10 protein-coding genes are annotated in these 13,015 nt (G+C 51.8%); 1 reads left to right on the top strand and 9 read right to left on the bottom strand.

What is annotated here, in order from left to right; all coding sequences use genetic code 11:
- Positions 1 to 14: 14 nt before the first annotated feature.
- From ABTW62_RS07330 to purM, 3 genes are read right to left on the bottom strand one after another with little or no spacing between them, the layout of a single operon-like run.
- Entirely contained in the window at positions 15 to 734 is a 720-nt protein-coding gene (locus tag ABTW62_RS07330) for a DUF3108 domain-containing protein (RefSeq protein ID WP_430903943.1), read from the bottom strand.
- Complete coding sequence (gene purN, locus ABTW62_RS07325) at positions 731 to 1,369, bottom strand: phosphoribosylglycinamide formyltransferase (RefSeq protein ID WP_430903942.1); 639 nt, start codon at positions 1,367 to 1,369, stop codon at positions 731 to 733. Before purN ends, ABTW62_RS07330 begins: the two co-directional genes overlap by 4 nt.
- A 12-nt stretch (positions 1,370 to 1,381) precedes the next feature.
- Positions 1,382 to 2,440: a phosphoribosylformylglycinamidine cyclo-ligase gene (gene purM, locus ABTW62_RS07320; RefSeq protein WP_430903941.1), complete on the bottom strand. Its 1,059-nt coding sequence runs from the start codon at positions 2,438 to 2,440 to the stop codon at positions 1,382 to 1,384.
- A gap of 60 nt (positions 2,441 to 2,500) precedes the next feature.
- On the opposite strand from purM, the gene ABTW62_RS07315 reads away from it, so the two are divergent.
- Positions 2,501 to 3,559, top strand: a complete 1,059-nt coding sequence (locus ABTW62_RS07315) for an AI-2E family transporter (protein WP_430903940.1) — start codon at positions 2,501 to 2,503, stop codon at positions 3,557 to 3,559.
- A gap of 40 nt (positions 3,560 to 3,599) precedes the next feature.
- Here ABTW62_RS07315 and ABTW62_RS07310 read toward each other — a convergent pair whose 3' ends face one another.
- From ABTW62_RS07310 to ABTW62_RS07285, 6 genes are all read right to left on the bottom strand, one after another.
- The gene (locus ABTW62_RS07310) at positions 3,600 to 4,925 is read right to left on the bottom strand and encodes a TolC family outer membrane protein (protein ID WP_430903939.1); all 1,326 of its coding nucleotides are present in this window, start codon (positions 4,923 to 4,925) and stop codon (positions 3,600 to 3,602) included.
- A gap of 2 nt (positions 4,926 to 4,927) precedes the next feature.
- Positions 4,928 to 6,283 carry an HlyD family type I secretion periplasmic adaptor subunit gene (locus tag ABTW62_RS07305; protein ID WP_430903938.1) on the bottom strand — a complete coding sequence of 452 codons (1,356 nt, stop codon included), beginning with the start codon at positions 6,281 to 6,283 and terminating at the stop codon, positions 4,928 to 4,930.
- Positions 6,284 to 6,390: 107 nt separating this feature from the next.
- Positions 6,391 to 8,181, bottom strand: coding sequence for a type I secretion system permease/ATPase (locus tag ABTW62_RS07300; protein WP_430903937.1), 1,791 nt, complete (start codon positions 8,179 to 8,181; stop codon positions 6,391 to 6,393).
- A 317-nt stretch (positions 8,182 to 8,498) separates the two neighbouring features.
- Positions 8,499 to 9,449 (bottom strand): SDR family oxidoreductase, encoded by a 951-nt coding sequence (locus ABTW62_RS07295; protein WP_430903936.1) that lies wholly within the window; start codon positions 9,447 to 9,449, stop codon positions 8,499 to 8,501.
- Positions 9,450 to 9,544: 95 nt separating this feature from the next.
- Positions 9,545 to 10,438 (bottom strand): glycosyltransferase family 2 protein, encoded by an 894-nt coding sequence (locus ABTW62_RS07290; RefSeq protein ID WP_430903935.1) that lies wholly within the window; start codon positions 10,436 to 10,438, stop codon positions 9,545 to 9,547.
- Between the two features lie 205 nt (positions 10,439 to 10,643).
- Positions 10,644 to 13,015: glycoside hydrolase family 99-like domain-containing protein (locus ABTW62_RS07285; RefSeq protein WP_430903934.1), on the bottom strand; the 2,372-nt coding region annotated here is incomplete at its 5' end.

Below are 13,015 nucleotides of genomic sequence, written 5' to 3'. Positions count from 1 at the left end.
TAAGAAGTGTTGGGTCATTGGCCGCCATCCTCATCTCGGTAATGGATATGGGTCACGATCTGATCCACTTCCAGCCCACCTTTCTCCGTCGATACGATGCGCACTGGCAGTAGATAATGATCGATCGCGAGCCAGATTTGCTTGCGGAATGGATCATCTGCCGCTTGCTGCTTGGTCAGGACAATGGTTGCAAGCGTTCCCATCGGTGTTTCGAGCATTTCCCGGCTGACGCGATAGCGTGCGCTCTGCAAGTGACGGTGATCCGTTTCATGCAGCGTGAATTCCGCTTCTGGCAGAGGCACAAACATAAAATGATAGGGCAGGCTGAGTTTGTCCAGTGTACCGGCCGGCAGACTCGTTTCCATCTGCTTGCCTTTACGCCGATAAATTATGCGCTGTTCGTCCCAGTCAAACTCGACTTCACGTGCCCCCTTTTTGCCACGCTGATCAGTGAAGCGCATCGGTTGCAGGCCGGCCTGATTGATCTTGCCGTGGCTGGCACGGACAATACTGCCGGGTTTGATCAGGCGGAGAAAACCGCTGGCTGAAATCTCGCTCTGAATGGTATATTGGCGGCTGTTGTTTTCCTGCTGGATGGCAAGGGTTTCATGCGCCTTTCCCTTACCGATGCTGCCATTGAGTGCATAATCGATTTCAATCCGCGCCGGTAAATCGTCCGCCAGCGTGGCGCTGGCAGTCCAGCCTAACATTACGATAAGCAACAGATATCTCATGACTCCAGATCCGGTGAATACAAAACATGCTGTTCGCGATTAACACCCATGATTTCTACATGACCGTCGACCAGGGTCAAACGTTCCTGCAAAAACCAGCGGACCGCCTGCGGGTAAATACGGTGTTCCTGCGCTAATACCCGGGCTGCCAGCGTTTCAGGTGTATCCCGGCTCAGCACCGGCACCGCAGCCTGAATAATGACCGGGCCATGATCCAGCTCAGGTGTCACAAAATGGACCGTACAGCCATGAATCCTGATGCCTTCCTGCAGCGCCCGCACATGGGTGTTCAGGCCAGGAAAGGCGGGTAGCAGGGAAGGATGGATATTGATCAGCTTGCCTTGGTAATGATAGACGAACTGATCACAAAGAATGCGCATGAAACCCGCCAGCGCGACCAGATCGGGCTGACAGGCATCGATTACCTCCGCCAGTGCCGCATCGAAGGATTCCCGGCTGGCGTAGACCCGGTGATCCACGACATGCGTGGCTATGCCGTGGGCTTGGGCAAGTGTTAATCCCTCAGCTGCCGGGTTGTTGCTGATAACCGTGATGGAGGTCGCCGGCAGGCTGGCTTCCAGCAGTGCTTGCATGTTGCTGCCTCGACCGGAAATCAGGATGACCAATGATTTCATGGTATCCATACTTCAATCGATCGCAATAGCACTCGCTCCGGATTGACGCCGTTGTATGGTACCGATTTGCCAGACGGTTTCGCCGTTGGCGCTCAAACTATCGATGGCTGCCTGGCCATGCTCGGGTGCAACGATGACGGCCATACCGATGCCGCAATTGAATACGCGCAGCATTTCCTCGTCTGCCACATTGCCATGCTGCTGCAACCAGTCGAACAAAGGCGGGCGCACCCAGCTGCGCTGGTCGATATGCGCCATCACGTTCTCCGGCAGTATGCGTGGAATGTTTTCCAATAAACCGCCGCCAGTGATATGCGCCAGTCCCTTGACCGGCAAGGCCTGAATCAATGCCAACAGTGACTTGGCATAAATGCGGGTAGGCGCCAGCACGACATCCAGCAGCCTCGCATCGCCAAGCCTGGTATCCGCATCCACTGCATGCTGCGCGAGTATTTTGCGAATCAACGAGAACCCATTGGCGTGCGCGCCGCTGCTGGCAATGCCCAATACCAGATCCTGGTCAGCGATCTGGCTGCCGTCTATGATCTGGTCTTTCTCCACCACGCCGACCGCAAAGCCGGCCAGATCGTATTCGCCTTCCGGATACATGCCCGGCATCTCGGCTGTTTCACCGCCGATCAGTGCACAGCCAGCTTCTTCACACCCTTTTGCAATACCCTGAATGACCTGCGCAGCGGTCTCCACATCCAGTTTGCCGCAGGCAAAATAGTCCAGAAAAAACAGGGGTTCAGCACCCAGCACCAGAATATCGTTGACACTCATCGCGACCAGATCAATCCCAATCGTATCATGCCGTTTTGATTGAAAGGCAAGCTTGAGTTTGGTGCCGACACCATCCGTGCCGGAGACCAGTATCGGTTGCCGGTATTTTTTGGGCACCTCGAACAGCGCGCCAAAACCACCGATGCCGCCCAACGCTTCCTGACGAAGCGTCCGCTGGGCAAAAGGCTTGATTTTTTCGATCAAGCGGTTACCCGCATCAATATCGACTCCGGATTCTCGATAGGAAGTCTGAGGCGTCATGGAATTTTTTGGATTGGATACAGTCAAGTTGAGTTCTCGCTGGGTTAAGACTAGAGTACGATCTTTACAAGCATGATTTTACCGTAAATGAACAACAAGCATTCCTTGGATTCACATTTTTTCTGGTGGCTGACACTCATCGGCGTCGTCAGTGCACTGATCTATCTACTCAGTCCTATCCTAACGCCTTTTCTGCTCGCTGCAGTCATTGCCTATATCTGTAATCCGCTCGTGACCTGGCTGGCCGCCCATAAAATTCCAAGGACGCTCAGCACCATTTTGGTCATGCTAATGACGATGGGTGCATTCACGGCCATGATACTGATCATGCTGCCACTGTTTGAAAAAGAAGTTTCGCGCCTGATCGAACGAATCCCATTTTTTCTCGACTTCATCAAAAGCCGGCTCATTCCCTGGCTGGAAATCCATTTCAACGTCGAGTTACAGATCGATATTGCCTCGCTCAAGCAAGTATTAATGGACCACTGGCAAAGTGCGGGCGGGATCGCGGCAAAAGTATTACCCACTTTGAAAAGCGGCGGTCTGGCTATACTGGAATTTTTAATGATTTTGATCCTGGTACCAGTCGTGCTGTTTTATTTGTTGCGCGACTGGAATGTTCTGGTCAAACAAACTGGAGAATTGATTCCGCCTGTCTGGCAAAAGCAGATCTTTCCCCTGGCACAGGAAACGGATCGTGTGCTGGCCGAATTCCTGCGAGGAGAAATTGCCGTCATCATCATCATGTGCACCTATTTCATAACCGGCTTGTGGCTGGTCAGACTGGAATTCGCTCTGCCGATCGGACTGGTCGCCGGGCTATTGGTATTCGTACCCTATCTCGGTACCATCGTCGGTTTTGCACTCGCCACCCTTACCGCCATCACACAATTCCAGGAATGGAGCGGTGTCATCGCTGTCTGGATTGTGATCGGCTCGGGACAACTACTCGAAAGCATGCTGATCACCCCGCGGCTGGTGGGTGAGCGCATCGGTCTGCACCCGGTTGCGGTCATTTTCGCCCTGCTGGCTTTTGGTCAATTATTCGGTTTTATCGGGATACTGCTGGCATTACCGGTCAGTGCGGTATTACTCGTCTGGCTCAGGCGTTTGCACAAGCAATATATGGAAACAATGAAGGAGTAAAAGCGGATATTCCAGTCTTTCCAAACGAGCTTTTCAGGTTCTATTTACTGGCTACAAAATACCCTGCGATGCTTCGCAAGTCTTCCAGTTGCAGCGTACCGGCAGCATAACGCAAACGTAGAAAAGCGAGCAGATAATTATAGCGCGCGTCCGCTAGATCAACCTGGGCGGAAAACAGCTGTCTTTGCGCGTCCAATAAATCAAGATTGATCCGTACCCCACCCCGTATGCTCTTTTCAGTCGCCTCTACCAGTAATTGGGCAGATTCGACCGCAATCTCCAGCGATTCGATCCGCAGGATGCTGCTTTGCAGCAACTGATATTGTCTACGTAACTCAAGCAGTACTTTATCGGTGATCGCATCCAGATCCGCCTCGGTACGCGCCTGATTGGCACGCGCCTGGCTGGTCACGGCATTCACCCGCCCCCCGGCATACAGTGGAATATTGACTTCAACGCCAACGCTCGCCAGACGGGCATTGCGGTTAGCCGTGACAAACGAAGCCGAATTGTTGCGGCTGAGACTCGCCACCAATTCGACCCTGGGTGCATGCCCGGAACGGCTTTTCTCCACCTCCTGCTTGCTGGAATCCACCATATACCGTTGGGTGACCAATTCGGCATTGCGCACCAGCGCCATCTCCCGCCAGCTCTCATAATCGGCAGGATGAATCGACTGTGCCCGGAACGCTTCGCCCAGGGAATCCAGTTGCGTGACGGGTTGTCCGATGAGGGTGGCCAGCGCCAGGCGCGCGGCCTCCCATTCATCCTGGGCTTCGATCACCTCTGCCTGGGCCAGCGCATAGCGTGAACGGGTCTCCAATACATCGGTCTTGGTTCCTTCTCCCCGCATCAACATATGTTCATTGACCAGCTTGAGCTCGGCCAAGGCGTCGCGCTGGGCATTGGCAAGCATCAAACGATCCTGTGCCAGCAGGGCATTGAAATAGGCCTCCGCCAGCCGGACGATCAGCAAATGCGTATGGCCGGCAAATCTGGCCTGACTGGAATTGGCTTCCGCGATGCCCTGACGGTAGCCGGCCACCGCTTCGAGATTCAGCAACGGTTGCCGCAAGGCCAGTGTCGTGACCTCATTGTTGAAATCGAGCGGTTCCGATATGCCTCCCTGGCTGATCGTGCCGCGGTTGATCCCGTGAGCATGGGTGATTGACAGAGTCGGCAACAAACCGGATAGCCCAATCTCGGCCGACTGTTGACCCGCTTCGTTTTCATGAACAGCCGAACGAAAAACCGGATCATTGCGCAGCGCTTCTTCATAGGCTTCCAGCAATCCCATGGCCTGTGCCTGACTGAAATGCCACAACAAGGCCAAAACAACCTTCAGTTTGACTACCTGACGCCGCACGACTAATCTTCACCCAATGAAGTATGCAATCGATCCAGAATGGGTTTCAGCAAGTAATTCATCAGCGATCGTTCACCCGTTTTGACAAAAATCTCCACTGGCATCCCGGCACGGATCTGGTGTTTGGCCAGCAGCTGCATGCTTTCCGGCTTGACGCGGGCCCGCAACTGATAATAGGGCATACCCGTATGCTCATCGGTCAGGCGATCGGCGGACACCTGCGTGACCTCACCGGCAATATGCGGGGTCTTGTTCTGGTTGAAGGCACTGAAAATCAGATCAACATCCAGACCGGCATGAACCCGGTCGACAAGGTGTACGGGCAACTGTCCTTCAATAACCAGCATATCCTCGCTCGGCACGATATCCATCATGCGAAAACCGGGCCCGATCACCCCGCCATGCGTGAAAACATTGATACCCACGACAATACCACCGACTGGTGCTTTGACAAGCACGTTGGCCAATTCAAAGTCCTGGGCGATCAGGCGGCTTTGCAATGCTTCCGCTTCACGCTGGATGTCTGTCAATTGCTGGCGAACTTCTCGCTGATGTTCTTCGACGCGCTGAGCCCGACGCAAGTTGAGTTCCGCAATCTGCCGCTGAGTGCGCCCGATGTTACCGTCATCCTCGGAAATATCACCGATCAGCTGAGCGCGTGTGCGTTCCAGCTCAAGCACTCGGTTGCGCGGCACAAACCCTTCATTGGCGAGCGCTTGCAAATTATCAAGCTGCTCTTTCAGAAGCGCCAGTTGTTGATTTTTGCTGGCGCGGGACGACTCCAGCCCGCGCAATTGCACCTTGAGACCGGCTATATTCTCAGCCAATGCAGCCAAATCATGCTCCAGCACCGCCTGACGCGAAATGAACAACTGCTTTTGTAACATGATCACGCCGGCAACGCGTGGATCGTCCATAACCGCTGCCAACAGGGAATCCGGGAAATTGATTTCGGATTGATTGTCGCGCTCAGCGATCAGCCGGGCCTCCACCGCCCGCGCAGTGATCAATTGGGCACGCGTCACTTCCGCCTGTGCCTTGACCTGGATTTCGTTCATGCGCACCAGGGGTTGGCCGGCCGTGACCATATCGCCTTCCTTGACCAGGATTTCATCCACGATGCCGCCTGTCTGATGCTGCACCGCCTTGCGATTGGTCGCCACCATCACCGAACCGGACAATGGCACGCCTTTGTCCAGTGGCGCAAAAGAAGCCCACAGCAAAAATCCCCCAACCCCTACCAACACGATCAACCAACCAAGGCGAGCATGGCTGGTCTCATCGGTCTTGACCAGGTTGGAAACCTCTGTTGGCGAAGCGTCCATCAGCATTGTTTCTTTATGTTCTGATAACTTCATATAATCCATGCCTTCAGGCTTGTTAAACGGCTGTTGTGGTTACAGAAATCGTTAGGAACACTCCCCCCCCCCGTAAATCGGGTCAGTTCTCATCATTTCCACGCCACTCAGGATCGGTTCGATCCCATCGTTTTGGATGCCGTCACCGCGCTCAGCCCGGCAGGTTGTGCCGGTTTTGTTGAGGATGTCTGCTGCTGTTGGGCCAGCGCAGCCATGACTTGTTCCGTGGGCCCAAATAATTTTGCTGTCCCTTCATGCAACAACAGCAACTTGGTCGTGGCCGCCAGAATGCGCGTGCGATGGGTGATGACCACGATGGTTTTGCCGCGCTTGCGCAAATCCAGAATGGCCGCCAGCAGCGCTTGCTCACCCACATCATCCAGATTTGAATTGGGCTCATCCAGTACGATCAGCGAGGGATCGCCATACATGGCGCGCGCCAGGCCGATACGCTGCTTCTGACCGCCCGACAAGCCACCACCGCCTTCGCCCAGGACTGTATCGTAGCCTTTCAGCATAGTCAGGACCATCTCGTGCACACCTGCCCGCTTGGCGGCCAAAATGACTCTCTCGGGATCGATTTCACCAAAGCGCGCAATATTCTCGCTGATGGTACCGGCAAACAATTCGATATCCTGGGGCAGATAGCCGACATGAGGCCCCAGTTGATCCTTGTTCCATTGGTAGATATCCGCGCCATCCAGACGCACCTTGCCAGTCGCTGCGGGCCAGACACCGACCAGTAATCTGGCCAGCGTGGATTTACCCGAGCCGCTCGGACCAATCACACCCAATACTTCACCTGGCGCTATCGAAAAACTCAATCCTTTGATTACGGCAACCTTGGCGCCTGGCGGGCCGGCTATGATGTTTTCGACCGAAACCTTTCCTTCCGGCCTGGGCAGCGCCATGCCAGGCTGACGGGCGGGATTTTCCTCCAACAGCTTGGAAAGCCGTTCATAAGCACTGCGCGTGTTGCCAAACTGCCGCCAGACATTGATCAACAGTTGAACCGGGCCGATCGCCTTGCCCAACAAAATTGAACCGGCAATCATCATGCCGGGAGAAATGCTGTCTTCCAGCACCAGCAAGGCGCCCAAGCCCAGCATCAGCGATTGCAATGCGACCGATACTGATTTGCTGAAGGCGGTTACCACCCCCGATTTTTCACTGGCTTGCGCCTGTAAATTCAGGAAGCGGCCATGCATGGCGTACCAGCGCGCCTGCAGATTGGGCAGCATGCCCATGGCTTCGATCACTTCGGCATTGCGCAGGTTATTGTTGGCCATGGTATTCGATGCGACCGCCACGGCATTGGCCTCCGCCAAAGGCTGATGTGAAATCTTCTCATTGATATAGGCCAGAAATATCAGAACTGCAGTACCGAACAAAGCGAATACACCCAGCCATACATTGAACAGAAAAATAACCAACAAATACACCGGAAACCAGGGTGCGTCAAAAAAAGCGAACAATGCATTGCCGGTCAGAAACTGGCGCAGATTGGTCAGATCCTGCAGGGCCTGACCCGCATTGCCATTCCCTTGCCGCAGGCTTTGTTCGAATGCCGCCGTATAGACGCGGCGGTTCAGTTTCATATCAAACTGTGCCCCCACCCGGATCAGGACAAAGCTTCGCACATACTCCAATGCACCCATGAAAATATAGGCGCCCAGCATGATCAGCGTCAGCATCAGCAATGTCATTTCATTGCGGCTGGTCAAAACGCTGTCGTAAAGCTGCAACATATAGAGCGCAGGAGTCAGCATCAGTAAGTTGATGACCGCGCTGAATGCTCCCACCGTCCGAAAAGCGCGTTTGAAGCTGGTCAATATCTGACCTAGTTCGCTGGGTGGGGTATTGCTTGCTTTCATTTGTAACCGCTCAGCCTGCGACATTCGAATACCATGCGTTATTGAATTTGCACGGCCTTGGGCTGTGAAATTTGGAAAAGCAAAGGGATTGCACCCAGCGTGCGGTGCTGAAACCGGTTGTTACCAGACAAGCAGTAATATCAGAGGTCATAAGCATATGAATTGAAATAGGTGATAGATAGCTTGCAGCCTTGCAACCAAGGATTTGCGCATTCACAAATAGCGATTGAAGCAGACATTCCCCAGGCTTCATGGCCGATCCGATACCCTCCGGTCGCCCTGTACGCCGCCTTTTCACTATGCTTGTACCAGGCTCCGAAACGACAGCCAGGCGTTTCCGGTTACCCAAGCAAATCACTTTTGGTTAATCTGAAAGGCCTCGGGGCATACCCAAAATCACAGACCGCATCCGAATTGTCGAACACGAGATCGCGATTCATGCGTTTGGCCATTCCCAAAGTCCAATATCGATAACGAGGGAGCGTGCGAATGGCAGTCACGCCCAATTGTATAATCCATTCGGGGACTGGCAGCAGCCGGGGAGCCCGATCCATCGCCCTGAAAACTCGCGCGACCATTTCCCGGTAGGTGAGTATCTCACTGCCACCGATATTATAAGCGCGATTGCCCGTTTTTCCGGATAAAAATGCAGCCAGACAGGCTTCCGCCACGTCTTCCACATGAACCGGTTGACGCGAGCCACAGGCCTTTCCCAGTAGCGGAAAAAAACCGAATTTTTGTATGATATGCGCAATTTCCGAGATATTCCGGTCGCGCCCCTGTCCATAAATCAGGGTCGGGCGCAACACTGTCCAAATCACACCGCTGCCTTGTGCCCAACGGCGCAGGCGTTCCTCCCCTGCAGCCAGGCTACGCGCCACCTCCCGCTCACCGGGATCGTCGGAATCACCCTTGGTATAAACACTGGTCGATGACAAAGCGACAATCCGGCGCGCGCCTTGCGCGGCCAGAAAATCAAAATAATCCGGTAATGTCCAGATCGGCGCCAAATAAAACCACACCGGAATATTGTCCTCGATCGCCTGTGACGGATCGTCTCCTTGGGGAAGATCCACTTCTCGCCAGGCAATCGATGGAAACCGGGCCGGCAGTTCATCCAATTTGCGGCGCATAAATGCCGTGACCTGCCAATCCTGGTTCGATAACCTCGCCAACAGCGGTTCACCGACAAAACTGGACGCGCCGATCACACCGACCCGCTGTCTAGGAGGCTGTCCGAGAATAGCGATCGTAGCGAGTGCGGAGCTGGCTGAGCGGGATTTTTCGATCATTTGAGGCGAATAGTGGTTCTATTCAACGAAAAGGATCGAAAAATCCAGCCTGGCAGGTTCGTCCGCAGTAGATCAGTCTATTCTCAGACAGCCTCCTAGCCATGCCTCAGACCCAATACACGCATCAGATGCACCACGCCATTGACCGACACCACCAGCACAAACCGCAACCAGACACCGATCGATACCAGCCAGGTCAAAAGCACGGGATAACGGTCAAGAAAGAACTTGCGATAAAAACGCAACATGCCTTTGTGCTTGTGCCAAGCCACAAAAAAAGGTCGGGCATGGCTGCATGCGCCCTGATGATGCAAGGCTTCCACATCGGGTACAAATAGAATCTTCCAGTTATGTTGCCCAAAACGCATGCACCAATCGAGATCCTCACAATGCAGAAAATAGCCTTCATCCCATGGGCCCACGTCCTCGATCGCTTCCCGCCGCACCAGCATCAAGGCACCGGAAATCGCTTCCACTTCGATCGGTGTGGACGGCAATGGTTGATGATGCAAATGAAAATCATAGAACAACCGGGGGAAAAAAGGTGCCAGCCGGTACAGCCCGCACGCACGAACCAGCGCCCGCCAGGGAGTCGGCATCGCGCGCCGGCTTCCGCCTTGCTCGCTGCCATCATGATTGAGTAGCCGCCCTCCAACCATCCCCGCGCGCTCATCTGATTCAATGACCTGGCGCAGGCGATTGACCGCCCCCCGGCCCAGCAAACAGTCTGGATTCAAAAACAAAACAAATGGCGATTCTGTCGCCAGCAAACCGATATTGCAACCCGCCGCAAAACCCATGTTTTGATCCAGACGAATGACCTGCAGCTGGTCAGCAGCCAAACATCTCGCTGCCAGCTCACTCAAACTGCTATCGCTAGACGCATTATCTACTACTACAACCTGCTGGACTTGTGCCTTGACCGCCTCAACACACTCGGCAAGCAGATTTCCAGCATTGTAATTCACGATCACAGCCGATACGGGCATTGATACATTTTTTAGCAAAATTGTTTGAACACTTTAGCGAATGAAAAAATTAAGCTATGGATGGGAAAAATATCACAATTTAGCGGTAGTCAAAAAACTGGTCAGGCATTATCGGTGTGACAGCGGATTTTATGCTGACTTTGACTAACATAAAAACTTTACCGTAAATGATATTTATGGTGAAACAGCACTGTCTCGACATTTGTCATTCCAGCTTTAAGCGAGTAGGCTGCACCGTTTTTTCAGCATATGAATAGTTATCAGTTACTTCGCCGTTGCGCGTTATGACTTGATATCCAAGACTGTTGGCGGATACCGCAAATAGTCGTTCGATAGCATGCGCCAGCGTGCCATCAACCTGACCCTGTTCCGGTTCAAATTCCTTTTCTTCAAAATTTAGCAACAATAATGGCTTCAGTGCATGAACACGCGCACTGAACATCGAGCCTGCAGCGAAACTAAGATGCATTACCGTATCCATTTCAATACCCAGCCTTGCCGCCTGAATACCAATGTTATCCGCATTGCTTGCTAGATAATGATTCATTGATACCAAATGGTTTTCCGGTGCAAGTATGCCGATTTCACTGTTTTCGCGAATATACTGAATGTTTTTTAGTAATGCTGAACTATCAAGCAGCTTCGAGTATAGGTCGTTGCGCCAGGAATCACCATCAGCGCGATGCGTCGATTTCTTGGTATGTACTTTTACCAAAAAGGTGAAATTTTGCCGGATGATCTCAGGCAAAATCTTCAAGAATGGCAGAATATCTCTACCTCGGTTTGTGACACCCAAACATAAAAAATCGTAACCATCTTCAGTCAATCGCGCATTCACAACTTCTAGTTGATGTTCGGGCGTAGTTACAAAAAGCTTGATTGCATTTTTTTCAATGGTAGCTAAATATCTCAGTATCTCATCAAGCACATCCAAGTAAAATGCATGAATGACAATCGCGATATTTTTTTCTACCCTCAATTCATCCACCGCCAATTTGGTTTTCTGCTCCCTTAACTGATGCAGTTGGCTGGCAACGCGACAAGCCTCCAGATAGCTAAAACCATATTTTCTGTCAGGCTCCAGATGCGCGCCTTCGGCCCATTCATTCCAAGCATTGATAAAGACCAGCTGCTCACTCTTTTTAAAATTTTTCTGAGTGTAACGCAACAGATGGGACAACCATCGATGAAATCGTAAGGGCGTTGAATAAGTATAAGTAATGCCACGCCCGGGCCTTCTCGCTTCATTATCCCAACCCGGGAACAGGCATCTGAATTTTTTATACCGAGACGGTGAACGACTCTCACCATAATCAGCAGCCTGATTATAGTCAAAGATTATGCCGCGGTAGCTTGGATTGACGATTTTACCCGCCGCCGCGATCTGGCGGGTGATGGGAAGCATGGGATAAGTATTCGGTGTATACTCGACAGCAGCATCAAACCCTATATCAACCGGACTGACATGCTCAAACGCATGCGTAACAACCAAGAAGATTTCACCAATTGCGTTTTCCCGGCACCACTTTCGCCATCGCTTCGCAGTTGCACGAACGTCAGGCAATAAACCGGGGCGGTAAAGCATCAGCAAAGGCTTCCCGTCTATGCGGATATAACGCTTGTCCTGCATATATCGCGCAGCGTCCGTAATAAAAGCAATGTCATCCTCTGCTGAATGCCGTTGTGCCAGCAAAACATCTTGCTCTAGACCATCCCAACGGCGCGTCCAGTTTTCATTAGCCCAGTTTATACAAAACGGCAAATCCAGTTCTGGATTTTTCAGAACATTGTCTAGTGGTGTTTCAAGAATTCTTTTTTTGTCAAACCAATAATGATGATAACAAAAACCATAAATACCATACTGCTTCGCAAGCTCAATCTGCTGCAACTGAACTGACTTGAGCCGCAAATCATAAAAACCGAGCTGATCTGGCAAATGGGGCTGGTAATGTCCTATGAATTGAGGTACAGCCTTACTAACATTGGTCCATTCAGTAAATCCCTTCCCCCACCATTCGTCATTTTCTTTAACCGGATGAAATTGTGGCAAATAAAATGCGATGAGTTTAATTTCAGCACTTGGTACTGCTGAATTGTTCTGTTTGAAGGGTAAATAGGTTTTTGATCGAAAAGCTTGCTTGAATAATTCGGAAAAATAACTGCTTGAGCCATTTTCATCAGAGCGATTCTCAACAAGAATTGGATAACTGTCTAACGGCTGCCATGCCTGTTTTAAAAACAACAATACTTTCCCGATAGCAGATAGTAGTCCGTTGGTTTTAATTTCTCGAAAAAATTTTTCTAATCTGTGCTTACTAAAAATATTCAGAAAAAGGAATTTGAACATGAAATCTAGTTCTTGTTTACAAAGCCGAGTTATATAGAGCTTACTCAGAAATCCAGCACCCACTTCTGCGCAGCCAGGTAAAAATTCCGCTTTGAGGTCAATTGACAGGAATGGGTAAACGGAATTTTTCCGGGCATGCAGTTTTTTGTCGCCCATATTGCCATTTTGGCAGTAAATTTCTTCAGGCGAATAAAAACCCGCACCAGTACAAGCAGGTTCATGACCAGGAG

This window comes from Nitrosomonas sp. ANs5 (assembly GCF_050584665.1).
GTDB lineage: Bacteria > Pseudomonadota > Gammaproteobacteria > Burkholderiales > Nitrosomonadaceae > Nitrosomonas.
The sequence above is the reverse complement of the archived record's forward strand: the minus strand, read 5'-3'. Positions and strand labels throughout refer to the sequence as shown.

Coding starts and splice junctions, on each gene's coding strand:
- purN (WP_430903942.1), bottom strand. CDS start 1,369: ATGAAATCATTGGTCATCCTGATTTCCGGTCGAGGCAGCAACATGCAA.
- ABTW62_RS07300 (WP_430903937.1), bottom strand. CDS start 8,181: ATGTCGCAGGCTGAGCGGTTACAAATGAAAGCAAGCAATACCCCACCC.
- ABTW62_RS07295 (WP_430903936.1), bottom strand. CDS start 9,449: ATGATCGAAAAATCCCGCTCAGCCAGCTCCGCACTCGCTACGATCGCT.
- ABTW62_RS07330 (WP_430903943.1), bottom strand. CDS start 734: ATGAGATATCTGTTGCTTATCGTAATGTTAGGCTGGACTGCCAGCGCC.
- ABTW62_RS07290 (WP_430903935.1), bottom strand. CDS start 10,438: ATGCCCGTATCGGCTGTGATCGTGAATTACAATGCTGGAAATCTGCTT.
- ABTW62_RS07305 (WP_430903938.1), bottom strand. CDS start 6,283: ATGAAGTTATCAGAACATAAAGAAACAATGCTGATGGACGCTTCGCCA.
- ABTW62_RS07315 (WP_430903940.1), top strand. CDS start 2,501: ATGAACAACAAGCATTCCTTGGATTCACATTTTTTCTGGTGGCTGACA.